The sequence below is a fragment of the Halorubrum sp. SS7 genome (genome assembly GCF_005435055.1).
Taxonomy (GTDB): domain Archaea; phylum Halobacteriota; class Halobacteria; order Halobacteriales; family Haloferacaceae; genus Halorubrum; species Halorubrum salinarum.
In genome coordinates this window covers 62,688-85,444 of the sequence record NZ_SGXV01000001.1, presented here as the reverse complement: position 1 = coordinate 85,444, position 22,757 = coordinate 62,688, and the positions used below count along the sequence as shown (strand labels likewise).

The window sequence follows — 22,757 nt, the reverse complement described above, 5'->3', positions numbered from 1 at the left end:
GGCCGGAGACGGGAGCGATCCCGGCTCAGGCCAGCAGAAAGGCGAACAGCGCGATTCCGGCCGCGAGCGTCAAGAATAGCACGCTCCGACCGATGCCGGCGCGGATCTCGGTGTCGATCCCGGCCCGCGCGAGCACCTCTCGCGGGCGCGTCGCGGTCCGCATCGTCGCGCCCGCGAGCGCCATCGTCGCGCGGTCGACGGCGGCCCACAGCTCGGTGACGCCCCACACCGAGCCGCGCCCGAGGTAGAACGCCGCCGGGAACAGCACGCGGTCGACGTCCGGCATCCGGTGGGCGAGCCAGCCGAGCGGGCGTTTCAGCGCGAAGAAGCCGACGAACCCGGCGACGAGCAGCGCCGCGCTCTCGGTCAGGTGGCTCCGACTGTACGGCTTGAAGTACACCTCGTCGCTGAGGATGAGGTCGGTGAACGGCATCACCTCGATCAGCTGGGTGTAGAAGACGCCGAAGAAGACGCACGCCCCGGCGGCAAGCACCATGCCGACCGTCTGGAACGGCGTGGCGTCGTCGGGCGACAGCGTCGCCGACCCGTGGAAGAACACGTAGTAGCCCAGCTTGATGAACGACATGAACGTCCCCACGCCGCCGAGGACGAGCAGCCACCAGAGCAGCCCGCTGTCTAAGAGCAGGACGTAGTTGTGTACCTCGTGGGCGGAGTCGAGCACCATCCCCTTCGAGATGAAGCCGTTGAACCCCGGCACCGCGGTAATCGAGGCCGCGCCGACGAGGTAGACGACGAAGGTGACGGGCATCACCCGCCAGAGCCCGCCCATCTCGCGGATGTCCTCGACTCCGGTCCGGTACACCACGACGCCGACCGCCATGAACAGGAGGCTCTTGTAGAGGACGTTGTTGAACAGGTGCGCGAAGCCGCCGACGACCGCGAACTCGCCGACCGCCGTGGCGAGGCCGAAGCCGGCGAGCATGTAGCCGAGCTGGGCCTGGATGTGGTACGACAGCAGGCGGCGCGGGTCGTACTGGAGCAGCGCGAAGAACGCGCCGTAGACGGCCATGAACCCGCCGAGGTACGCGAGCCACATGCCGCCCTCGGGGAAGGCGCGGTACATCACGTAGGCGGCGGTCTTCGTCGTGAACACCGAGAGGAACACCGACGCCGCGACGTGCGGGCGCGGGTAGGTGTCGGGGAGCCAGCTGTGCAGGAAGATGAACCCGCAGTTGATCCCGATCCCGATCGCGGCGAGCACCGTCGCGGCCGGGTCGATCCCGGCCGTCTCCGAGAACAGGAACGTCCCGGCGTTCGCGAAGTGGACGACCACCGCTGCGAGTAGGATGGTCCCGCCGGTGCCGTGGAACAGCGCGTAGCGGTAGCCGGCCCGCACGGCCGCCCCGCCGTGCTGCCAGACGAGCAGCGTCGAGGTGACCGCCGTCAGCTCCCAGAAGAAGACCAAGGTGAGCCAGTCGCCGGCGTAGATGGTCCCGAGGGTCGTGGCGACGTACAGCAACGCGAACGCGGACAGCCACGTCGGCGCCTCGCTGCCGTAGGCGTACAGCACCGCGGCGGTCGCGAGGAACCCGACGACCACGCCCATCAGCAGCGAGAACTGGTCGACGTTGAAGAACACGACCTCGAAGCCGAGGAACTGGGTCGCGAGGTGCGCGCCGGTGCCGCCGTCGCCCAGCAGCACCGCCTGGACGAAGGTGAACGCCGTCGCCAGCGCCGCGACCGCGTGCCCCGCCCGCCGCGGCAGCGCCAGCACCGCGAGCGCCGCGAACGCGACGAGGACGTACGGCGGAATCGAGGTCAGGAGGCCGACGGGGGCGGTCACGGGCGGACCACCCCCTCGGGGAGCCGCGCGTCGACGATGAGCTCGATCAGCTCCAGGAAGCCCATCTCGTAGGGGATCACGCCGAGCAGCACCGCGAGCGTCATCGCGGCGAGGATCGGCCCGAGCGTGAACCAGGTCGACTCCCGGCCGCGGAGCGCGTCGAGGCCGGCAATGTGCTCCCAGCCGCCCGGCGGCGGCCCGCCGTGGTGGCCGTCGTCGTGCGTGTCGGCGTCGTGCCCGCCGTGCGGCTCGTCGTCGTGGTCGCCGTGCGGGTCGTCGGGACCGCGATCCGCGTCGGCGACGCGGTCCGCGTCACCGGCGTCCGGCTTGCCCGTGTCCGTCGAGTTCGCGTCGTCGCGTCCCGGACCGAACGGCACGTCGGCGTCGGACGGCCGCTGGTCGACAGCATAGTCGCCGGTGTCGACGCGCTCGGCCGGCTCCGAGAAGTCGCGTTCGGTCGCCGCGAAGTCCGGCCGGACGACCCCCTCTTCGTCGGTCGGGAGGTCGTCGAGGTCGGCGTCGGGGACCTCGGACTCGTCGACGCCGTCGGGCGCGGACGAGGGTCCGTCCGAGTCGTCCGCCTCCACGACGATGTCGTCGACGTCGCCGGCGGGTTCCGCGTCGTCGTCCTCCTCGTTCGCCCCGTCTCTTCCCTCGTCCGCGTCGTCACCGGCGCGACCGCCGTCCGTCGCCGCGTGGTCATCGCCGCGGCCGCCGTCCGTCGCCGCGTGGTCATCGCCGCGGCCGCCGTCCGTCGCCGCGACGATCGACCGCGACTCGCCCCCGAGCGGGAAGTCCACGAGGGGCTTCGCGTCGTGGGCGTCCTCCGCCTCGAAGAAGGCGGTGTAGATCACGGGCCAGAAGTACGCGATGTTGAGCACGCCGGAGAGCAGCAGCGCGCCGGCGAGGTAGTACGCGACCGGGGTGAAGTTCATCCCCATCCGCACCCCGCCGATGAGCATGTAGTACTTGCTGACGAAGCCGGCGAGCAGCGGGATCCCGGCCATCCCGAGCGAGGCCACAGTGAACGCCCCCATCGTCAGGGGCATCCGCTTGCCGATCCCCGCCATCTGCGAGATGTAGTCCGTATGGGTGGACACGTGGATGTTGCCCGCACAGAAGAACAGGGTGAGCTTCATGAACGCGTGCGCCGGGATGTGGAGGAGCGCGCCCACGAGCCCGTACCACCCGAAGAGGCCGAGCCCGAGGATGATGTAGCTCAGCTGGCTGATAGTCGAGTAGGCGAGCCGGCGCTTCAGGTGGTCCTTCCGGAGGGCGATGAGCGAGGCCGCCGTGAGCGTGATCGCGCCGATAGTCGAGAGCACGAGCCCGGCCGTGAAGCCGAGCGGCAGCGACAGGTCGAAGACGAGCTCCGGGCCGAACACGTCGAGGACGACCCGCGAGACGCCGAACGCGCCGGACTTTACGACCGCGACCGCGTGGAGGAGCCCGGAAACGGGCGTCGGCGCCACCATCGCCTCGGGGAGCCACTGGTGGAGCGGCATGATCCCCGCCTTCACGCCGAACCCGATCGCGAGCAGGAAGAAGGCGAGCATCGCCAGCCCGGGGTCGGCGTTCGCGAGCTCCGCGATGCCGCCCGCGGTGAAGTCGACGCTGCCCGCGAGCAGGTAGACGAGCGCGGTGCCGGCGAGGACGAGCACGCCGCCGCCGAACATCGTGTACGCGAGGTACTTGCGGCCGGCCGAGCGCGCCTCGGCCGTCTCGTCGTGCGCGACCAGCGGGTACGTCGCGATCGACAGCAGCTCGTAGAAGACGAATATCGTCACGAGGTTGCCCGCGAACGCGATGCCCATCGTCGCGGCGAGCGACACCGCGAACGCCGCGAAGTACCGGGTCTGGTTCGGCTCGTCGAGCCCGCGCATGTAGCCGATGCTGTAGAAGGAGGTGATTATCCAGAGCCCGCTGGCGAGGAACGCGAACAGCATGCCGAGCGCGTCCGCGCGGAGGGCGAACTCGATCGGCGCGCCGACGCCGGGCAGGAACGCACCGGCCGTCCACTCGAAGGTCGTGCCGTCGAGGACCGCCGGCAGCATCGACGCGACGATGCCGAACTTCGCGAGCGACGCGACGAGCGTCCACCCCTCGCGGACGTTCGGCGAGCGGTGCGACGCGACGATGAGGAGCGCCGCGACGAACGAGACGAGAACCGCCAGCAGGGGTCGTGGGTCTGAGAGTACAACGTCAGTCATGCGAACACCTCCGTGAGGAACGGGCCGAACCACTCCGCGAGCGAGAAGCCGCCGAAGCCGAGGCCGACCGCCGCCACCACCGCAAGCGCGAGCGCGAACAGCGGCGCCGTCGGGACCCGATCGGGGACGAGCGACGACCGCGGTGCGCCCTCGACGGGCGCCGGGAGGCCGTCGGCCGTCTTCGCGACGGACCCCTCGCCGCCGTCGGTCGCGGCGGAGTCGCCCGCGCGGCCACCGTCGGCGGCCGCGCCGTCACCGGGCACCTCGCCGTGGTCGCCCGGGAGGCCGGCGCCGGCGAAGTAGAACCGCTCGAGCAGCCGCGCGACGTACGACAGCGTGAACAGCGTGCTGACGAATATCGCCGCCGCGACCGCGATCCCGACCGCGCCGCCGCCGGCGAGGCCGGCGTCGACCGCGCCCACGCCGATGTACCACTTGCCGAGGAAGCCGATCGACGGCGGGATGCCGACCAGGGCGAGCCCGAGGACCGCGAGCGCACCGGACGTGTACGGGGCGGCGCGCGCGGCGCTCGCGAGGTCCTCGATCCGCCGGGTGCCGTAGCCGAGCGCGAGCAGGCCGATCCCGAGGAACAGGCCGAACTTCAGGATCGCGTGGCCGATCAGGTGGACGATCCCGCCGAGCAGGGCCGTCTCGTTCGCCAGCGCGACCGCCGCGCCGATCATGCCGAACTGCGCGACCGAGGAGTACGCGAACATCCGCTTGAGGTTCGACTGCATCGCGGCGAGCGCGGAGCCCGCGACGATCGAGACCGTCGAGACGGCGAGCAGCGCGGTCGCGATCCCCTCGTTGGCCGCGAGGAAGTCGACCGTGAACACGGTGTAGGTCACGCGGATGAGCGCGTACGCGCTCGTCGTCGAGACCAGCGCCGCGACGATCGTCGTGACCGAGTCCGGCGCCCGCTGGTAGGCGTCCGGCTGCCAGGAGTGGACCGGGAAGATGGCGATCTTCAGCGCCAGCCCCGTCACGATGAACGCGTAGCTCGCGCGGACCAGCGGGTCGCCGTAGCCGGCCTGGGCGACGATCTGCGCCTGGACGTCGAGCATGTTGAGCGTCCCCGTCGCGAGGAAGACGTAGCCGACGCCGAGCAGGTACAGCGAGGCGCCGACGGTGCCGACGACGAGGTACTTCAGCGAGGCGTACGCGCTCGCCCCGGTGCGGTCGGAGGCGATGAGCGCGTACGTCGTCAGCCCGGTGATCTCCAGGAAGACGAACAGGTTGAACAGGTCCCCGGTGAGCGTCATCCCGGCGAGGCCCCCGACCAGCAGGAGGTAGGCGCTGTAGAAGGGGTTCCCGTGGGGGCCGGCGGCCCGCGCGAACGCGAGCGTCGCGACCGAGACCGCGGCCACGAGCAGCAGCACCGCGACCGACAGCCGGTCGGCGACGAGCTCGATCCCGACCGGCGGGAGGAAGCCGCCGAGCGCGTGGTCGAACGGGCCGTTCAGCACCACTTCCGCGGCGATCGCGGCCGCGATCCCGGCCACGGCCGTCGTCCCGACCGCGGCGACCGGCCAGCCGACGCGGTCGTACCGCAGGCCGAGCGCCAGCGGCAGCGTCGCCGCCACGATGGGGACGACGATCGCGAGCGGCAGGAGGACGTCAGTCATCCGCCTCACCCCCCGTCTCGGGCGATTCGACAGCGCCGTCCGCCCCCGACGCTCCCGGCGACCGCCGCGACGGGATCGACCCCTCGTCGCGGAGCAGTTCGCGGAGCGTGTCGGTCCGCAGCGTCCCGTACTCGTCGTAGATCCGGATACACAGCGCGAGCCCGACGGCGGTGAGGCTCACGCCCACGACGATGGCGGTGAGCACGAGGACGTGCGGGAGCGGACTGACGTAGAGGCCGCCCTCCGGCCCGCCGGTCGGGACGATCGGGATCGATCCGCCGTCGACGTACGCCGAGGCGATGAACAGCAGGAAGATCGCCGTCTGGAACAGGTTGAGACCGATAATCTTCTTCACGAGGTTCGGATTCGCGATCATCATGTAAAGGCCGATGCACAGCAGCACCGCGAACGCGACGTACGCGTGTCTCGTTGCGAGCACGTCGACCGCGCCGGTGGCCGAGGCGAGCGTCGAGACGGCCGCGCCGGCGCCGAGCGGGGCGGACACTACAGCTCACCCCCGTCGGTCGCGGCCGGTCCCGGGGCGCCCGGGTCCGACCCGCCGTCGTCGGTCGTGGCGCTCTCGCCCTCCACGTCGGGCGACGCCTCGCCCTCGGCGTCGCCGCCGACCTCGTCGTCGAAGGCGTCCGCGTCGGCGAACCCGCCGGCGTCGGCGAACCCCTTCGCGAGGACGAAGAACAGGCCCATGAGGACGCCGGCGACGATGGTGCCGATCCCGAAGATCTCGACGCCCTCCATCCCGTACTTGACCGGGTCCGGGATCGGGAGCAGCTCGTACTGGAGGAACGCGCCGCCGAGCGCGACCGGGACCAGCCCGATGCCGGCGAACACGAGCGCGCCGCCGACCGCGAGCGCGACGACGACGGTGTTCGCGAGCCACTGCCGGGTGGCCTCGATACCGAACGCGAACGCGATCATGAACACGACGGCGGCCACGATGGCGCCGCCCTGGAACCCGCCGCCGGGCGAGCCGGCGCCGTGGAAGGTGACGAACAGGCCGTAGGTGAACGCGAACGGCGCGACGATCTTCACCGTCGGCATGATCACCTGGCTCTCCGTGTACGGGGTGCCCTGCCGGCTGTCCGAGTCGAGGCGGCCGTCCTCGCGGGGCGGGCGGTCGCGACCGAACCCGCCGTCGGAAGCGGTCTCGGCGTCCCCGCCGGGGCCGGCGTCTGTGCCGCTCATGCGAACACCTCCCGGTGGAGGACGATGAGGGCGGCGATCCCGGCCGCGAACACGACGACGGCCTCGCCGAACGTGTCGAAGCCGCGGAACGCCGCCAGCACGGCCATCACCGTGTTCTCGACGTGCGTCTCCGCGTACGTCTGAGCGATGTACCACTGGGTCACGTCCGGGTTCGACCAGATCGGTGCGTCCGCGGACCCGACCGCCGGGATGTCGGCCATCGTGAGCATCAGGCCGGCGAACAGCAGGCCGGCCGCGCCGGCCGCGGGCAGATTCACGGACTCGAATGCGGCCTCGTGGTCGATTCGGGTGGTCTTCGCGAGCGTGAGCAGCAGCAGCACGGTCGTGACGCCGGCGGAGATGGCGGCCTCCGTCATCGCCACGTCGGGCGCGCGGTAGAACGTGTACAGCGCGGCCATTCCGAGGCTGTACGCGCCGAAGATGATCACCGCCGCGAGCACGTCGCGCGCCAGCGCGGTGAACAGCGCGGTCAACACGACGAAGACGAACAGGCTCGCCTCGACGGCGGTGACCTGCGCGACGACGGGCGCACCGAGGGGACCGGCGGCCGCGAGCGCCCCCGTCATCGGCGGTCGTCCCCCTCGATCCACGGCACGATTCCCTCCTCGAAGGCGGCCCGGGCGATGGCGTGGGCCGCGGTCGGGTTCGTCACGAAGATGAAGAACAGCAGGAGGACGGACTTGAATCCCGCCCCCGCCAGCCCGACGGTGAGCGCGACGGCCGCGAGCCCGAACCCGGCGCCTAGCGTGTCGGCCTGCGAGGCGGTGTGCGCCCGCGAGTAGACGTCCGGGAGCCGGAGCACGCCCACCATCGAGACGAACGAGAAGAACAGCCCGAGCAGTGTGAGGGCCACGACCAGCCAGACGCGGGCCGTCTCCAGCGTCGCGGCGGTCACAGCACACCACCCCGCTCGACGGTGAACTTCGAGATGGCGATGGCCATCAGGAAGTTGAGCAGCGCGTACACTAAGGCGATGTCGAGGAACGTCGGCTCGCCGAGCGCCGCGCCGAGGATGGCGAGGATGACGACGGTGTTCGTCCCGAGGACGTTCACCGCCAGCACCCGGTCTTGCATCGTCGGCCCGACGACCGCGCGGTAGAGCATCCCGACCGCGAGGACGGCGAAGCCGGCGGCCGCGACGAGCAGGAAGTCGCCGAGCGTGTAGCCGGCCGCGAGCGGCGCGTCGACGAGGCTCATCGGTCGGTCACCTCGTCGGCGTCGCTCACGTCGGTCGTCGACTCGGCCTCACCGCTCGCGTCGGTCGCCTCGACCGCGCCGCCGTCCGCGGCGGCGATCGGTAGCTCCTCGGTCGCCTCGTCGCCCTGGAGGATCGCCACGTCGTCGCGCTCGCGTGGCGTCGGCAGCCGCGCCGACCGGCGCCCGTAGTAGACGAACCGGGTCCACCGTTCGAGGGAGCCGTCGAACAGCCCCTCGCGGGCCCACGGGAGGAGCGAGTGGACGTAGAGGTCGCTGTCGCGGGCCCGGACGGTGAGCGTCCCGGGCGTCAGCGTGATCGAGTTCGCGAGCGTCATCAGCGGGAGCCCGCTCCCGACGATCACGCGCATCCGGTTGAGCGTCGGCTCGATCGGCAGCCGGGGGTCGAGGATGACCCGGGCGACGACGAGGTTCGCCTTCACGATCTCGAACAGCAGCACGGGGACGTAGATCACCCCGCGGACGATCCGCATCGGCGTCCGGGGGATCGCCGGGTTCGAGTCGAGGCTCACCCGCGAGAGGGTGATCGAGACGACCGCAGCGGTGGCGACGCCCGTCACCAGGTCGAACCAGTAGGTCGGGTCCCCGAGGAGGAGGTAAAACGCCAGCGACAGGCCGAACAGCGCCACGAACCGCCCGGTCGTGGCCTCGGTCCGGAACCGCTCGCGGCGCGTCGGCCGGTCGACGGGCGCGGTCTCGACCGACAGCGGGGTGTTCGAGAGCGCGAACTCCAGCGGCTGGAGCAGCGTCGTGTTCCCGACCGGGGTGTACTCGGGGTCCAAGACGACGCGGTCGGCCCCGTTGGCCTCGGCGTACTCCGCGAGGACGCGGACGTAGTCGTCGGCGCCGAACAGGTAGTCGTCGGCGCCGAGCACCGCCGAGACGACTTCGACCTCCGAGGCGGCCTCCGCCTCCGAGTCGTCGAGGTCGGCGGTCGCCCACGACGTGACCCGTTCGAGCACGCGCTCGGCCGCGGCGGCGCGCTCGTCGCTCTCCGGGTCGCCGTTCCGCCACGAGGCGATCTCGACGAAGTGGATCGCCGAGGCGCCGTCGGCCGCGGCCGCCTCCGCGACGTGAGCGACCGTCGAGCGGAGCGTGGAGCTCGGCTCGACCGGAACGATGACCGCGCCGGCCGACGCCGACTCCGCCGTCGCGTCCGTCGCCGTGGCCGCGGCGTCCGCCGGCGCGTCGCCGTCGGTGACCTGGCCGGTCGGAGGGTCGCCGTCAGCCACCCACCACACCTCCCACGGAGCCGTGCGTGACCGTCTCCTTACACATGGGTTACTCTATCCGTGTGGTTACCCTACCGCCCCAAAACAGTTTGTATCCGCGGGGACCCTGCCGGAGGCGGGCGATACGGTCCGCACGGCCCGCGGCCCGTGCGAGGGCGTCGCGAGCGCTCGCGAGACCAACCGGGTCGGCCGACGCTCACGCCGACGCGTCGAGCGTCGCCGCGAGCCGGTCGGCGATACGCCCGGCGACCGCGTCCTTCGACCCCGTCGCCTCCGCGGGCTCGGTGCCCGCCTCGCCGACCAGCAGGACGCGCGTCTCGTCGTCGCCCATCACGCTCGCGTCGTTCGCGACGACGAACGCCAGCCCGACGCGGTCGCGGATGCGCTCGGCCTCCGCGACCATCGCCGCGTCGTCGCCCGACGTCTCGGCCTTGAACCCGACGATTGGGAGGTCCGGGTACGCCTCGCGCACCGAGTCGATGAGCTTCGGCGTGGGCTCTAGGTCCAGCGACAGCGGCGACCCGGACCGGATCTTCTCGCCGACCGCGTCGGCGGTGAAATCGGAGATCGCGGCCGCGGAGACCAGCGCGTCCGCGGTCGCCGCCGTCCGCCGGCAGGCGGCCATCATCTCGTCCGCAGTCTCGACCGCGACCACGTCGGCGTAGGGGACCTCGGGCCCGTCCTGGACGAGCGTCACCCGCGCGCCGCGGACGTACAGCGCCCGCGCGACCGCCCGGCCGGTCTTCCCCGACGCGCGGTTCGTCAGGATGCGGATCGGGTCGATCCGCTCCTTCGTCGCCCCCGCGGTGACGACGACATGCGTCCCGGCGAGCGTCTGCGGCGTCGTCGCCCGCGCGACCTCGGTGACGATGTCGCCCTCGGCCGCGATCTTCGCTTTCCCCTCCTCGACCCGCGGGTCGGCGAAGCGGACCCCCCACGACTCCAGGCGGTCCAAGGCGTCCAACACCCCGGGGTGGTCGTACATCGGCTCGTGCATCGCGGGCGCCATCACGACCGGCACGTCGGCGCCCAGCGCGGTCGTCGCGCAGGTCGTCACGGGCGTGTCGTCGACCGCGGCCGCGACCTTCCCCGCGGTGTTGGCGGTCGCGGGCGCGAGCAGCAGCACGTCGGCCCACCCCTCGCGGCCGCACAGCTCGACGTGTTCCACGTCGCCGGTGATCTCGGTGACGACCGGCTCGTCGGTCGCGAAGTCGACCGCCCACGGGTGGACGATGTTCGTCGCCGCCGGGGACATGACGGCGCGGACGCTCGCGCCCTGTCGGCGCAATTCGTGCGCGAGTTCGACGACCTTCACCGCCGCGATGCTCCCCGAGACGCCGAGCGCGACGTTGACCCCGTCCAGCATTACCGAGTCCGTTCCGCCCCCGACGGCTTATATGATGTCGTTGCGGAGCGGGCTCGGGTAACCGACCCCAGTGCGTTCCCCGGAAAATAATTTATAAAGGGATTTCGTGGCGCGTGCCTGCGAGCGGCCGCCACCGGCGGCCGCGAGTCAGCACGCGCGAGGGAGTCGGCCGACCGTAGGGAGGCCGACGAGGCTGGGGAGGCGCGAGGCGCTGTGCGGGTGCGGTCGGGCGGGACTCGAAGGGGCAGTCGCGAGGCGGGCGCAGGCGATGTAAGCACCGCAAGGAGCGAGTGTAACGAGCGACGGAGGAGCGCAACGAGCGTGCGCCCGCCTCGCGACTGGGGCTTCGGTGGTGTTCACGTCAGTCAGCGGTTTATAAGCCGAGTCGTACAGCCTCGGGACTGGGACTTCGGCGGCGTTTGTGGCGACCGCTAGTACATAAATGGAATCAGCATTAGGCCGAGCTTCCGGGGCTACAGGGACGGTCGCCCGTCGTCCCACGCACCGCCGTGTACAGCTGAGCGGCTGGGGTATCACGGTAATGCCGCCGTTGAGATCCACGACGGAAGAGCTGGTCGCGCCCCGTCGCGATCGACTGCTGAATTCACGAATCGTACGGTGTAGAAAAAATTATTTACACAGACATATTTCCATTATTATCTATGCCCTCCACGAGTCCCACCTGGTTCCACGGGTACGTGGACTGGTACGTCCGGGGCGTGATCTGGTTCGTACAGAGTGCGCTCGTCGGAGTCGTTCTACTAGCGGTTCTCGGCACCGGCGGACTCTCCGGGGTCGTCAGCACGGCGTCAACCGGACTGATCACGGCGCTCCTCCTCTTCAGACAGGTCGATAAGCACATCCGACAAGAGATGAAGTGACAGGAGCGCGCGCACCGCCGAAATCCACCACGTGTGGCCTATCTCGATCCGACCGTAATCGCTGCGTGCCTACCGCTCGGCGAGTTCCAGGGCGACCGCGCTAACCAGAATCGCGCCACCGATGCCGATACCGGCCAACGTGACGGAGTTCCCGTATCCGACGGCGCTCGCGACCACGGCAACGACGACCGTCCAGAAGCCGGTCTGGACCGCGTACACGCGAGTCGAGTGACCACCGATCTCGGAGGGCATGTGTAACGAATCAGTCAGAACACAGGAATTTCTTCCGGTCGTCCGCGATGTGGCTGCTCGCGGGAACTACGATGACGGGGCTTCCCGGCCGGTACGCTTCGTCGACCGGCCGGACCGGTCCTCAGACCCCGAACGTCGCGCGCAGCATGTCCCGCGTGCCGGGGCCGAGCCCGACGGCCAGCACCGTGATCAGCAGCAGCAGCGTGTAGCGCGGCGACTCCTCGTACATCTCGCCGTTGAACACCCAGACGACGAACGTCGCGGCCGCGAGCTTCACGAGCAGGAAGGGCCACGCGTCGCCGGTGACGGAGACTATCGACTCCGGCAGCAGGCGCCCGGTCCAATCGACGATCAGCGCGTTGACGACGTGCTTCGGGACGAGGTTCGCGGTGCCGGTCAGCGCGGGCATCCAGTTGAGACCGATCACGTTCGCGACGCCGTCGATCGCGTGCCCCCAGATGATCACGATCCCCGCCGCGCCGGTGCCCTGACGGATCGTCGCGATCCGACGCGTCGCCAGCGCCCACGTCGCCGCGGTCGCGACCGTCGCGATGACGAGCGTGGGCACGAGCACCTGCGGGTAGAAGGTGACGTAGCCGGTCGTGGCCGCCAGGTACGCGAGGTAGCCGACCGCGAGCGCGAGCCCCGCGGTCCCCAGCGCGAACAGCGGCCGCGCGTAGTCGTCGACGACGCCCCGGCGTTCGAGGCCGTACGCCGTCAGCACGCACGCGAGCGTGAACAGGAACACCGTGAAGTAGATGAACGGGCTGATCAGCACCGCGCTCGCCGGGAACGCGATCAGCGGGTCGACGCCGGCGGCGGTCGCGGCGACGCCCGCGTCCTCGACCGTCCGCATCGCCCCGCCGAACAGCATGAACGGGAACAGCGCGTAGAAGAACCGGAGCTCCGTCGCGATGTCGAGCCGGCGGAGGAGGAAGACGACGCCGATCAGCATCGCCAGCAGGATCACCACGTAGCTCACCGTCGAGAAGGTCGTGTACCCCGGCGCCGCGACGACCTCGCCGGCGCTCCGCGCCGCCTCGCACGCCGCGCTGCTGCCGAGCAGCTCCGTGGTGCCGCCGGCTTCCCGGACCGCGCACTGCGCGCCCTCGCCGTCCGCGACCACCGGCCCCCAGAAGTAACGCCAGAGGAACCGGTCGTAGACGACGCGGGGGAAGACGACGGATCCGACCGCCAACAGCGCCGTGACGCCGCCGACGACAGCCGCCCACGCGCGCTCCGGCGACGGGTCGAACCCGTCCGCGAGGCCTGTGCTCATGGTCACCGTTCGGGGAGGTCCCGAGTTGAGCGTTCCGGTCGCGGGCGACGCGGTCGAGCGGTCGCGCCGCGGGGCGCCGCGGGGCGCCCCGCCGCGCCGGCCTACAGCGGCGGCCCGGCCCGCTCGTAGTCGGTGCCGAGGATGACCATCGTCTGCGAGCGCGAAAACCCCTCGGTCTCCGCGATCCGCTCGAACATCAGCTCCCGGAGCCGGTCGGTGTCGGCCGCGACGACCCGGAGGATGACGTCCCACTCGCCGGTGGTGAGGTGGATCTCGCGGACGCCGTCGATACCGCGGAGGCGTTCGAGCGCGTCCTCCTCGCGGCCCTGCTCGACGCGCAGGCCGACGAACGCGCCGACGCCGTACCCGACCGCCTTCGGGTCGATGTCGGCGTGGTACCCGCGGATGACGCCCGCCTCCTCGAGGCGGCTGACCCGGTCGTGGACGGTCGCGCTGGACATGTCGATCCGCCGCGCGACCTCCGAGAACGGGGTCCGCGCGTCCTCCTGGAGGATTCGCAGGATCGCCCGGTCCGTCTCGTCGAGTTCCATACGAGCCCGTACGGGGGGCGGAGGCTTTTGTTTTCCGGCGGGAGCAACCGGCGGCTACGACCCGTCCGCGTCCGCGAACGACCCCTCGCGGATCGCCGCCTCCGCCGCGTCGAGCGCGGCGGCGGCGTCGAACTCGGCGACGATCCGCTCCAGTTCCGCGGGCGTCGCGTCCGCGAGGTCTCGCGCGTGCGCCGCGACGTTCGGCACGGCCCGGATCAGGTTGTCGATGATCGGCACGTCGGCCGTGCGCGGCGAACGGCTCCCGGGGTTGAGGTCGATCACGATCTCGGTCTTCCCCATCGCGTCGAGCGCGGCGGCGCGGTCGCCGTCTTCTAAGGGGACCACGACGACGTCGGCCGCCTCGATCCCGTCGGCGTCGACGACGCCGCGCGCGTGGTCGAGCCCGGGGATCTCGCCGTCGCCGGCGAGTCCCTTCACCTCGTCGGCGCCGTGCTCGCGCAGGTGGTCGGCGATCCGCCGGACCCGCTCGTCGGTGTGGTTGAACAGGTTCACCTCGAGGTCGGCGTCGACCGCCGCGGCCAGGTCGACCGTCTCGCTCGGCGCGAGGGCGGCGACGTTGCCGTTCACCGAGATCACGGGGCGCTCGGCGAGCAGGAGCGTCGCGGCCGCGGCGCGCGCGGCGGCGTCGGCGCTCGGCAGCGTGCGCTCGCCGAGGAGGTAGTCGAACGCCTCGCCGCGCCCCTGCGCGATCAGCCCCTGCTTCGAGGTGATCCCCTTCTCGACGCCCGCCTCGATCCGGTGGCGCGTCACGAGCGACGCGTACCGGGGGTGGTCCTCGGGGATCTCCGTCTCCGTCATACCCGAGGGAGGCGACGGGTCGGTTAAAATGGACCGTTCGCGGTCGGCGGCGCCGGATCGCCGCCCCGCGTCCGCCCGCCGGCCTCGTTCGTCTCCGCCGCGCACGTAGGGATGGCATAACTAAGTTTCTGGAAACCGAAACGCCGCGCGTGATGAATCGGACTGGGAAGTACACGGTCGTCAGAGCGTGTAACGACCACGGGGCGATCACGCTCCGCGAATACCCGCGCAACGGGACGCTGTACGTCGTCGAGTACGACGGTCCCGACGTGGAGGCCGAGCTGTCCGCGCTGGACGCCGGCTCGGTCGTCGAGCTCGACCTCCGGCGGGCGGGCCGCCGAGGGAACGCGTGGTGCGCGGAGTCCGCGCGGCCGGTCGAGACGGCGTAGCTCGCGGCCCGCGGAGTCGCGCGGCCGACTGACCCGTCCGGTTTGGTTTTCCCGTTCCGCCGTCAGGCGACGCCGATCCGCTCGCGGTACGCGCCGTGTTCCGTCTCGAACACCTCCATGATCTCGCCCATCGTCGCGTACGCCTTGACGGCCGTGACGATCTCGGGCATGGCGTTCTCGCCGGCCGCGACCGCGTCGCGGAGGTCGTCGAGCGCGGCCGCGACCGCGTCGTCGTCGCGCTCGGCTTTCACCGACTCCAGCCGGTCGAGCTGGCGCTCGCGGGTCGTCTCGTCGACCTTCAGCAGGTCCGGGCGGGTGTCCTCGTCGATCTCGTAGGCGTTGACGCCGACGACCGTCTCCTCGCCCTCGTCGACGCGCTCCTGGTACTCGTAGGCCGACTCCTGGATCTCGCGGTGGAAGTACCCCTGCTCGATGCCGTGGAGAACGCCGTCGCGCACGGAGCCGTCGCCCATCTCCCGGATCTCCTCGATGTACGCCATCGCCTCGGCCTCCGTCTCGTCGGTGAGGCTCTCGACCGCGAAGGAGCCGCCGAGCGGGTCGACGATGTCGGCCGCGCCGGACTCCTCGGCGATGATCTGCTGGGTCCGGAGCGCGACGCGCACCGCCTGCTCGGAGGGGAGCGCGAGCGCCTCGTCGAAGGAGTTGGTGTGGAGGCTCTGGGTGCCGCCCAGCACGCCCGCCAGCGCCTGGATCGTGACGCGCGCGACGTTGTTGAGCGGCTGCTGGGCCGTCAGCGATTGGCCCGCGGTCTGGGTGTGGAACTTCAGCTGCTTCGAGGCGTCCGCCTCCGCGCCGTACCACTCGTCCATCACGGTCGCGTAGATGCGGCGCGCGGCGCGGAACTTCGCGACCTCCTCGAACAGCGAGTTGTGGGAGTTGAAGAAGAAGGAGAGCTGCGGGGCGAACTCGTCGACGTCGAGCCCGCGGTCGAGGCACGCCTCGACGTACGCGAATCCGTCAGCGAGGGTGAACGCGAGCTCCTGGACCGCCGTCGACCCCGCCTCGCGGATGTGGTACCCCGACACGGAGATGGGCTTGAACTTGGGCGTCTCCGCGACCGCGAACTCGATGGTGTCGGTCACCAGGTCGAGTGAGGGCTCCGGCGGGATCACCCACTCCTTCTGCGCGATGAACTCCTTGAGCATGTCGTTCTGGAGGGTGCCCCGGAGCTCCTCGCGCGGGACGCCGCGGCGGTCGGCGAGCGCGACGTACATCGCGTAGATCACCGGCGCGCTGGGGTTGATCGTGAACGAGGTGGACACCTCCGCGAGGTCGATGCCGTCGAACAGCACCTCCATGTCGCGGAGCGTGTCGACCGCGACGCCCTCCTTGCCGACCTCGCCGAGCGACATCTTGTCGTCGGAGTCGATCCCCATCAGCGAGGGCATGTCGAACGCCGTCGAGAGGCCGGTCTGCCCCTCGTCGATGAGATAGCGGAACCGCTCGTTCGTCTCCTCGGCGGTGCCGAACCCCGCGAACTGCCGCATCGTCCACGTCCGGCCGCGGTACATCGTCGGGTAGACGCCGCGGGTGTACGGCTCCTCGCCGGGGAACCCGAGGTCATCGTCGTAGTCGAGGTCGGCGACGTCCTCGGGGGTGTACAGGCGGTCGACCTCGCGGTTCGAGACGGTCGCGAACCGCGACTTCCGCTCTCCGTGGCGGTCGAGGGTGGGGTCGAGCGTCTCCGCCTCCCACGACTCCTTCGCCTCGCGGATCTCGGAGAGCTCCTCGTCGTCGTACATACCGCCCGTTACCCGCCGATCGGGTATAAATATTCATTATATTCTGAAAGGGCCGGCCGCGCGAGCGACCCCGGAAACGACCGCCTCGCCGCGCTCGGCTCGGGCCGATCGCCCGCCGCCGCGCTCGCCTCACCGACCTCCGAACAGCCGGTCGCGGAGCGACCGCGGCGTGGGGCGCTCCGCGAGCAACACCGGCGCGTCGAGGGCCTCGACGGCCGCGAACGCGAGCGACCCGCGGACGATCCGGGAGAGGAGGCCGCGCTCCGTGGCGCCGACGATCACGAGGTCGTACCCCTCGCCGACGCGACCGATCGCCGCCTCCACGTCGCCGGTCTCGACGCGCAGGTCGGCGTCCCCGAGGCCGTGCCCCTCGGCCCAGCCGGCGAGGAATTCGCGGCCCGCCGCCTCGTCGCCCTCCTCGACGACGTGTAGCAGCGAGACCTCGGCGCCGACCGCCGCCCGGAGCGCGAGCGCGACCTCGGCGGAGAGGTCCGACGACGGGCCGCCGGCGGTCGGCACGAGCACGTCGGCGGGGTCGAGCCGCCGCCCGTCGAAGACGAGGAAGTCGCAGGGGAGGTCGCGGGCCAGCTCGTCCAGCGAGCCCTCGACGCGCCCGCCCGCGAACCGCGCCCCGCCGTAGCCCATCACCACGGCGTCGGCGTCGGTCGCCCGCGCGGCGTCGAACACCTCCTCGATCCCGCGGTGCGAGAGGATCGTCTTCGTCTCGACCGGCGCGTCGAACTGCGCCGCGTCGGCGACGGCCGCCGAGAGCAGCTCGGCGGAGGAGCGGTCGAGCCGCTCCCGGTTCGCGGCCGCGTTCTCCAGCGAGGTCTGGTCGGGGACGGTGACGACGTGGACCGCGAGGAGGCGGGCGCCCCGGTGAGCGGCCATGGCGCCGGCGAGCGCGACGAGCGCCGCCTCGGTGCGCGGGTTCGAGAGGGCGACCATGACGACGGGGCGGTCGTCGCCGTTCCCCGTCGCTCGGTCGTCGCTGTGCGGCATCGGTCGACCCCCGCGTCAGCGCGCCGCCGACCCGCTCCCGGGGGCGCGACGTCGGCTCATTCGTCCGCGTCGGCGCGGGGGAGCGCGATCACGGGCACCGGCGCGTCGGTCGCGATCTCGGCCGACAGGTCCCCGGAGAGGAGCTGGACCAGGCGGTTCCCGCCGCGCGACTGGTAGGCGATCGCGCTCGCGTCCACCTCGTCCGCGGCGTCGAAGATCGCCTCGACAACGTCTCGGGCGTAGGCCGTGTGTTCGGCGGCGTCGGGGAACACCGTTCTGACCGCCGCGTACGACTCGGCCGCGAGCTCCTCCGACTGCTCGACGGGGGTCTTGTCCGGCACGCCGTCCCCCTTCTCGACGACGTGAAGCGCGGTCACCCGCGCGGGGTCGTAGGGGTCGAGCGCACGCGCCGTTCGCAGCGCGTCCTCCTCGTTCGCGACCGGGAGGAGCACGTGCCCGAGCAGGTCCTGGCCGCCGGTGTCGTCGGGTCCGTCCATGCGAGGTAGTACGGCCGGCGGCGCTTAAGAAGGTGGCCTCGCGTCCTCGGGCGTCGCGTCGATTACCTCACCGCGCCCCGGAAGGTCACTGCTCGTCGACGCCGGCGACGAACAGCGCGAGCACGGGGACGATCTCCAGCCGCCCGATCCACATCAGCCCGATCATGAGCAGCTTCGTCGTGTTCGGCAGGAACTCGTAGCTCCCGAAGGGACCCAGCGGGCCGAGCCCCGGTCCGATGTTGCCGATCGTCGCGAGCGACGCCGCGAGCGCCTCCGTACCGGTGAGCCGCTCGCCGATCCGCGCCGTGTCGAGCTCGATGAAGACGGCCGAGAGCGCGAACACGAGGAAGTACAGCAGGGTGAACACGAGGATCCCGCGGATCACGTCCTCGTCGACGACCTCGCCGCCGAGCCGGACCGGCCGGACCACGTCCGGGTTCGCCGTCGTGTACAGCTCCCGCCGGAGCGTCTTCAGCAGGATGAGCCAGCGGATCACCTTGATCCCGCCGCCGGTCGACCCGGCGGAGCCGCCGATGAACATCGCGAACAGCAGGAGGAACTGGGTCTGGGTGTCCCACTCCGCGAAGTCCGCGGTCGCGAAGCCGGTCGAGTTCATCAGCGACGCGACCTGGAACACGGCCTGCCGGAGCGCGTTCTCCGGGACGCCCTCCGTGATGCCGCCGATGTCGGTGGCCGGCGCCCCGCCGTAGAACAGTCCCACCGCGAGCACGGCCGCGAACGCGGTCACCAGCCCGAGGTAGATCCGGAACTCCGTGTTCTCGAACATCTCCCGCGGATCGTCCCTGAGCACGTACCAGAACAGCGCGAAGTTCACCCCGGCGATCACCATGAACGGGACGAACGCCCACTGTACCACCGGCGAGAACGCGCCGATGCTCTCCGCCTCCGGCGAGAACCCGCCGGTCGGGAGCGTGGAGAACCCGTGGGCGAATGCGTTGTACAGGTCCATCTCCGGCGCGTACCCGGTGAGTCCGAGCAGCGCCAGCACGGCTATCATCGCCACCGTGAACCCGAGGTAGATGAGCCAGAGCGCGCGGGCCGTCTCGACGATCCGGGGAGTGAGCTTCTGGAGCCCCGGCCCCGGCGCCTCCGACTCCATCAGCTGGGCGCCGTTGACCGCCAGCTGCGGCAGGATCGCGATCATCAGCACGATGATCCCCATCCCGCCGAGCCACTGCGTGAGCTGCCGCCACATCAGCACCGCGTGGGAGTGCTGCTCGAAGCTGATCTCCGCGGTCGCGGTCGCGCCCGTCGTCGTGAAGCCGCTCATCGACTCGAACAGCGCGTTCACGGGGTGCGCGAGCGCGGAGGGGGTCCCGTAGCCGGCGATCACGTACGGGATCGCGCCGACGACCGCGGCGGTGAGCCACGCGAGCGAGACGACCGCCAGCGCGTCCCGCGGGCCGAGCTCCGGCTCGTCGTCGAGCCGTTCGAGCCCGGCGCCGATCGCGACGGCCACCGTCATCGACGCCGCGAACGCGAGCGCGTCCTCGCCGTAGATCAGCGCGACGACGAGGGGGACGGCCATGGACGCCGAGAGGAGCTTCACGATGCTCCCGGTGTAGCTGAGCGTCGCCCGCGCGTCGATGGTCCGTGTCACGAGTGTCCCTCGGGGGTTCCGATACCCGTCGTAGCAGGCCCGCGCGACAAGAAGCCGTCGATGGACGGAGCCGCCGCGGGCGCCGAACGGGGGACCGCGGCGGGTCGGCGTCGGTCAGGAGGTCCAGAACGCCTTCGTGAACAGCACGAGGACGGGGATGATCTCGATCCGACCGATCCACATCAGCACGACCATCACGGCCCGCGTGCTCAGCGGGAACGTCGCGAACGTGCCGTACGGCCCCGCGTCGCCGAACGCCGGCCCGATGTTGAGGAACGTCGTCGCCGCGGCGCCGAGCGCCTCGAACTCGGAGACGCGGAGCCCGGCCCGCTCGGCGTCGACGACGATGACGACGGCGAGCAGGAAGAAGATCACGATGCTGAGGAGGAGGTACGCGTAGATGTCGCGGATCGCCCCCTCCTCGATCGACTTGCCCGAGATACGGACCGGCCGCACCGACTCGGGGTGGATCGCGGTGTAGAGGTTCCGCCGGAACGACTTCAGCGCCACCAGCCACCGCAGCGACTTGATCGAGCAGGTGGTCGACCCGACCATCCCGCCGACGAACATGCCCATGAACAGCATGTGCTTCGCCGCGGGCGCCCACAGCACGTAGTCGGTGCTCGCGTACCCCGTCGTCGTGACGATGGAGGCGACGTTGAACACGGCGTGGCGGACCGTCGCCTCGGCGCCGAACCCGGTGCTCGGGTCGAGGAACAGCGAGACGGCGACGATCGACGCGAGCGTCCCCATCGCGCCGAGGTAGAAGTGGAACTCCTCGTTTTTCAACAGGCGCATCGGCTCGCCGTTGATGGCGAAGTAGATCAGCACGAAGCTGGTCGAGCCGATCACCATGAACGGGACCACCGCCCACTGGATCAGCGGGTGGAACGCGCCGACCGAGAGCGGCTCCGGAGAGAAGCCGGCGGTCGCGACCGACGTGAACGCGTGCGCGACCGCGTTGTACAGGTCCATCTGCGGGTCGACGGCGAGGCCCAGCGCGAAGTAGACGACGATCGCCAGCCCCGTGAGCCCGAAGTAGATCCCCCAGATCAGCTGTGCCGTCCGGGAGATCTTCGGCGTGAGCTTGTTGACGTCCTGGGTCTGTGACTCCGACTCCATGAGCTGGGCCCCGCCGACGCCGATCTCAGAGAGCACGGCGGTCGCCAGGATGAGGATGCCGAGCCCCCCGAGCCACTGGATCACCTGCCGCCACATCATGACGGACCGCGAGTGGAGGGAGAAGTCGCGCAGCACGGTCGCCCCCGTCGTCGTCAGCCCGCTCATCGACTCGAACATGGCGTTGACCGGGTGCGCGACCGTGCCGACCCCCGCCACGACGAATGGGATCGCGCCGACCGCGGCGACGAGGAACCAGATCAGCGCCACCGCGAGGAACGCCTCCCGCGGCCCGAGGTCCTCCGCCGGGTCCCGCGTCCATCGGAGCACCGCGCCGAGCGCGAGCGAGACCGCGATCGCCGCGAGGAACGGGACGGGCGACTCGCCGTAGTAGAACGCGACGAGGAGGGGGAACGCGAGCGGGACGGGGAGGGCGGCGAGGACGTCGCCGGTGAGTCCCACGCTGGCCCGCCACCCGACGCGGATGCTGGTGCTCACGGGACTCAGGCCATCGAGGCGATGTCGCTCACGGAGTCGGACTCCACGAGGAGGATGACGTGGTCGCCGGCCTGGAGCACCGTGTCACCGCGGGGCGTGACCAGCCGGTGGTCCCGGGTGATCGCCCCGATGACGAACCGCACGTCGCTGTCGGCGACGATCTCCGATATCGGTCGGCCGACGAGCCCGCACCCCTCTGTGAGTTCGAGTTCGAGGACCTCCGCCTGGTCGTTCTCCAGCACGGCGATGTTCTCCGCGACGCTCTCGTAGGTGAACCGCGTGATCTCCTCGGCGGTCACCGTGCGGGGGTTGACCGCGATGTCGATGCCGATTTCCTCGAAGACGGTGACGTAGTCGGGGCTGTCGACGACGGCGATCACGCGGTCGACGCCGAGGCGCTTGGCGAGCACGGAGATGAGGAGGTTCTTCTCGTCCGAGCGGAGCGCCGTGACGACGATGTCGGCCTCGTCGACGTGCTCGCGGGCGAGGAACTCCGTGTCCGTCGCGTCGTGCTCCATGACGACGGTGTCCGGGAGGTTCTCCGCGAGCCACCGCGCGCGGTCGGCGTCCTGTTCGATCAGCCGCGGCCTGAAGTCGCGCTCCTCCAAGAGTCGGGCCGTCTGGTAGCCGATCTCGCTGCCGCCGACGACCACGATCTCGTCGGCGCGGTCGGGCGTCGCCTCCGGCGCCACGTCGGTCGCGAACGACTGGACGCTCTCTGGGCTCCCGATCACCACCGCGCGGTCGCCGACGGCGATGTCGGTGTCCCCGCGGGGGATGATCATGTCGCCGTCCCGGAACAGGCCGACGAAGGTGAGCGACTCGAAGCGGTCCGCCTCCGAGACGGTCTGTCCGGCGACGGGGCTCCCCTCGGCGATCTCGAACTCGGCCATCTGGACGAGGCCGCCGGCGAACGGGTCGACGTCGACGGCCGCCGGGAGCCCGATGACGCGGACGATGTTCTCCGCGGTCAGCAGGTCCGTACACACCATGAAGTCGACGCCGAACGCCCCCTCGCTGCCCTGCCACGTGCGGAGGAAGTCGGTGCTCTTGACGCGGGCGATCGTGAACCCGTCCCCGAGCGTCTTGGCGGTGCCGCAGGCGACGAGGTTCGTCTGGTCGTCGTCGGTACAGGCGATGACCATGTCCGCGCGGTCGACCTCGGCGGCCGACTGGATCTCCGAGGAGGTGCCGTCGCCCGCGATGGTGAGGACGTCGAGTTCGTACTTGAGCTGTTCCGCGCGGTCCGGGTCGACGTCCACGACGACCACCTCGTGGTCCGACGCGAGACTGGCGGCGATGCTCGTCCCGACCTCGCCGGCCCCGATGACGACCACGTACATGGGCACACCCAGTTACCGGACCCTCAAGTTCGTTACTATCGCTCCCGGGGCGGCTCCCGCGCGTCGG

At 70.8% G+C, this 22,757-nt stretch carries 22 protein-coding genes; 2 read left to right on the top strand and 20 right to left on the bottom strand.

Annotated elements, in window-relative coordinates:
- Positions 1–25 precede the first annotated feature (25 nt).
- The 10 genes from EXE44_RS00440 to coaBC form a co-directional block, all read right to left on the bottom strand.
- On the bottom strand, positions 26–1,804 hold the full coding sequence (locus EXE44_RS00440; RefSeq protein WP_137715491.1) for a Na(+)/H(+) antiporter subunit D: 1,779 nt from the start codon (positions 1,802–1,804) through the stop codon (positions 26–28).
- On the bottom strand, positions 1,801–4,014 hold the full coding sequence (locus tag EXE44_RS00435) for a proton-conducting transporter membrane subunit (protein WP_137715490.1): 2,214 nt from the start codon (positions 4,012–4,014) through the stop codon (positions 1,801–1,803). Before EXE44_RS00435 ends, EXE44_RS00440 begins: the two co-directional genes overlap by 4 nt.
- Positions 4,011–5,639, bottom strand: a complete 1,629-nt coding sequence (locus tag EXE44_RS00430; protein ID WP_137715489.1) for a proton-conducting transporter membrane subunit — start codon at positions 5,637–5,639, stop codon at positions 4,011–4,013. The genes EXE44_RS00435 and EXE44_RS00430 overlap by 4 nt, the downstream gene beginning before the upstream one ends.
- The gene (locus EXE44_RS00425) at positions 5,632–6,144 is read right to left on the bottom strand and encodes a cation:proton antiporter subunit C (protein WP_137715488.1); all 513 of its coding nucleotides are present in this window, start codon (positions 6,142–6,144) and stop codon (positions 5,632–5,634) included. Before EXE44_RS00425 ends, EXE44_RS00430 begins: the two co-directional genes overlap by 8 nt.
- Positions 6,144–6,842: an MnhB domain-containing protein gene (locus tag EXE44_RS00420; protein ID WP_137715487.1), complete on the bottom strand. Its 699-nt coding sequence runs from the start codon at positions 6,840–6,842 to the stop codon at positions 6,144–6,146. Before EXE44_RS00420 ends, EXE44_RS00425 begins: the two co-directional genes overlap by 1 nt.
- On the bottom strand, positions 6,839–7,429 hold the full coding sequence (locus EXE44_RS00415; protein ID WP_137715486.1) for a DUF4040 domain-containing protein: 591 nt from the start codon (positions 7,427–7,429) through the stop codon (positions 6,839–6,841). The genes EXE44_RS00420 and EXE44_RS00415 overlap by 4 nt, the downstream gene beginning before the upstream one ends.
- Complete coding sequence (gene mnhG / locus EXE44_RS00410; RefSeq protein WP_121562015.1) at positions 7,426–7,758, bottom strand: monovalent cation/H(+) antiporter subunit G; 333 nt, start codon at positions 7,756–7,758, stop codon at positions 7,426–7,428. Before mnhG ends, EXE44_RS00415 begins: the two co-directional genes overlap by 4 nt.
- On the bottom strand, positions 7,755–8,060 hold the full coding sequence (locus EXE44_RS00405; protein ID WP_053772262.1) for a cation:proton antiporter: 306 nt from the start codon (positions 8,058–8,060) through the stop codon (positions 7,755–7,757). The genes mnhG and EXE44_RS00405 overlap by 4 nt, the downstream gene beginning before the upstream one ends.
- Entirely contained in the window at positions 8,057–9,310 is a 1,254-nt protein-coding gene (locus EXE44_RS00400) for a monovalent cation/H+ antiporter subunit E (RefSeq protein ID WP_137715485.1), read from the bottom strand. Before EXE44_RS00400 ends, EXE44_RS00405 begins: the two co-directional genes overlap by 4 nt.
- Before the next feature lie 196 nt (positions 9,311–9,506).
- Entirely contained in the window at positions 9,507–10,676 is a 1,170-nt protein-coding gene (coaBC, locus tag EXE44_RS00395; RefSeq protein WP_137715484.1) for a bifunctional phosphopantothenoylcysteine decarboxylase/phosphopantothenate--cysteine ligase CoaBC, read from the bottom strand.
- 662 nt (positions 10,677–11,338) lie between these two features.
- On the opposite strand from coaBC, the gene EXE44_RS00390 reads away from it, so the two are divergent.
- Positions 11,339–11,557, top strand: a complete 219-nt coding sequence (locus EXE44_RS00390; RefSeq protein WP_053772265.1) for a hypothetical protein — start codon at positions 11,339–11,341, stop codon at positions 11,555–11,557.
- 69 nt (positions 11,558–11,626) lie between these two features.
- Here EXE44_RS00390 and EXE44_RS00385 read toward each other — a convergent pair whose 3' ends face one another.
- The 4 genes from EXE44_RS00385 to EXE44_RS00370 form a co-directional block, all read right to left on the bottom strand.
- A complete protein-coding gene (locus EXE44_RS00385; RefSeq protein WP_137695145.1) occupies positions 11,627–11,809 on the bottom strand; it encodes a hypothetical protein in 183 nt (60 codons plus the stop codon).
- A gap of 121 nt (positions 11,810–11,930) precedes the next feature.
- A complete protein-coding gene (locus tag EXE44_RS00380; RefSeq protein ID WP_137715483.1) occupies positions 11,931–13,088 on the bottom strand; it encodes a DUF63 family protein in 1,158 nt (385 codons plus the stop codon).
- Between the two features lie 101 nt (positions 13,089–13,189).
- Positions 13,190–13,639, bottom strand: a complete 450-nt coding sequence (locus EXE44_RS00375) for an Lrp/AsnC family transcriptional regulator (protein ID WP_053772268.1) — start codon at positions 13,637–13,639, stop codon at positions 13,190–13,192.
- Between the two features lie 54 nt (positions 13,640–13,693).
- Complete coding sequence (locus EXE44_RS00370) at positions 13,694–14,458, bottom strand: 4-phosphopantoate--beta-alanine ligase (protein WP_137715482.1); 765 nt, start codon at positions 14,456–14,458, stop codon at positions 13,694–13,696.
- A 152-nt stretch (positions 14,459–14,610) separates the two neighbouring features.
- Here EXE44_RS00370 and EXE44_RS00365 point away from each other — a divergent pair, with 152 nt between their 5' ends.
- On the top strand, positions 14,611–14,847 hold the full coding sequence (locus EXE44_RS00365; protein ID WP_137715481.1) for a hypothetical protein: 237 nt from the start codon (positions 14,611–14,613) through the stop codon (positions 14,845–14,847).
- Between the two features lie 62 nt (positions 14,848–14,909).
- Here the strand turns inward: EXE44_RS00365 and EXE44_RS00360 are convergent, their stop codons facing one another.
- The 6 genes from EXE44_RS00360 to trkA form a co-directional block, all read right to left on the bottom strand.
- Positions 14,910–16,610, bottom strand: coding sequence for a methylmalonyl-CoA mutase (locus EXE44_RS00360; RefSeq protein ID WP_137715480.1), 1,701 nt, complete (start codon positions 16,608–16,610; stop codon positions 14,910–14,912).
- A 129-nt stretch (positions 16,611–16,739) separates the two neighbouring features.
- Complete coding sequence (locus EXE44_RS00355; RefSeq protein WP_241991771.1) at positions 16,740–17,612, bottom strand: universal stress protein; 873 nt, start codon at positions 17,610–17,612, stop codon at positions 16,740–16,742.
- A 56-nt stretch (positions 17,613–17,668) separates the two neighbouring features.
- On the bottom strand, positions 17,669–18,109 hold the full coding sequence (locus EXE44_RS00350; protein WP_137715479.1) for a universal stress protein: 441 nt from the start codon (positions 18,107–18,109) through the stop codon (positions 17,669–17,671).
- Between the two features lie 85 nt (positions 18,110–18,194).
- The gene (locus EXE44_RS00345) at positions 18,195–19,730 is read right to left on the bottom strand and encodes a TrkH family potassium uptake protein (RefSeq protein WP_137715478.1); all 1,536 of its coding nucleotides are present in this window, start codon (positions 19,728–19,730) and stop codon (positions 18,195–18,197) included.
- Between the two features lie 114 nt (positions 19,731–19,844).
- Positions 19,845–21,347, bottom strand: coding sequence for a TrkH family potassium uptake protein (locus EXE44_RS00340; protein WP_137715477.1), 1,503 nt, complete (start codon positions 21,345–21,347; stop codon positions 19,845–19,847).
- A 5-nt stretch (positions 21,348–21,352) separates the two neighbouring features.
- Entirely contained in the window at positions 21,353–22,690 is a 1,338-nt protein-coding gene (gene trkA / locus EXE44_RS00335) for a Trk system potassium transporter TrkA (protein WP_137715476.1), read from the bottom strand.
- Between the last annotated feature and the right edge of the window lie 67 nt (positions 22,691–22,757).

Excerpts from the sequence above, each read along its gene's own strand:
- EXE44_RS00435 (WP_137715490.1), bottom strand. The coding sequence starts at position 4,014 with ATGACTGACGTTGTACTCTCAGACCCACGACCCCTGCTGGCGGTTCTC.
- EXE44_RS00430 (WP_137715489.1), bottom strand. The coding sequence starts at position 5,639 with ATGACTGACGTCCTCCTGCCGCTCGCGATCGTCGTCCCCATCGTGGCG.
- EXE44_RS00420 (WP_137715487.1), bottom strand. The coding sequence starts at position 6,842 with ATGAGCGGCACAGACGCCGGCCCCGGCGGGGACGCCGAGACCGCTTCC.
- EXE44_RS00415 (WP_137715486.1), bottom strand. The coding sequence starts at position 7,429 with ATGACGGGGGCGCTCGCGGCCGCCGGTCCCCTCGGTGCGCCCGTCGTC.
- EXE44_RS00405 (WP_053772262.1), bottom strand. The coding sequence starts at position 8,060 with ATGAGCCTCGTCGACGCGCCGCTCGCGGCCGGCTACACGCTCGGCGAC.
- coaBC (WP_137715484.1), bottom strand. The coding sequence starts at position 10,676 with ATGCTGGACGGGGTCAACGTCGCGCTCGGCGTCTCGGGGAGCATCGCG.
- EXE44_RS00390 (WP_053772265.1), top strand. The coding sequence starts at position 11,339 with ATGCCCTCCACGAGTCCCACCTGGTTCCACGGGTACGTGGACTGGTAC.
- EXE44_RS00385 (WP_137695145.1), bottom strand. The coding sequence starts at position 11,809 with ATGCCCTCCGAGATCGGTGGTCACTCGACTCGCGTGTACGCGGTCCAG.
- EXE44_RS00380 (WP_137715483.1), bottom strand. The coding sequence starts at position 13,088 with ATGAGCACAGGCCTCGCGGACGGGTTCGACCCGTCGCCGGAGCGCGCG.
- EXE44_RS00375 (WP_053772268.1), bottom strand. The coding sequence starts at position 13,639 with ATGGAACTCGACGAGACGGACCGGGCGATCCTGCGAATCCTCCAGGAG.
- EXE44_RS00370 (WP_137715482.1), bottom strand. The coding sequence starts at position 14,458 with ATGACGGAGACGGAGATCCCCGAGGACCACCCCCGGTACGCGTCGCTC.
- EXE44_RS00365 (WP_137715481.1), top strand. The coding sequence starts at position 14,611 with ATGAATCGGACTGGGAAGTACACGGTCGTCAGAGCGTGTAACGACCAC.
- EXE44_RS00360 (WP_137715480.1), bottom strand. The coding sequence starts at position 16,610 with ATGTACGACGACGAGGAGCTCTCCGAGATCCGCGAGGCGAAGGAGTCG.
- EXE44_RS00355 (WP_241991771.1), bottom strand. The coding sequence starts at position 17,612 with ATGCCGCACAGCGACGACCGAGCGACGGGGAACGGCGACGACCGCCCC.
- EXE44_RS00350 (WP_137715479.1), bottom strand. The coding sequence starts at position 18,109 with ATGGACGGACCCGACGACACCGGCGGCCAGGACCTGCTCGGGCACGTG.
- trkA (WP_137715476.1), bottom strand. The coding sequence starts at position 22,690 with ATGTACGTGGTCGTCATCGGGGCCGGCGAGGTCGGGACGAGCATCGCC.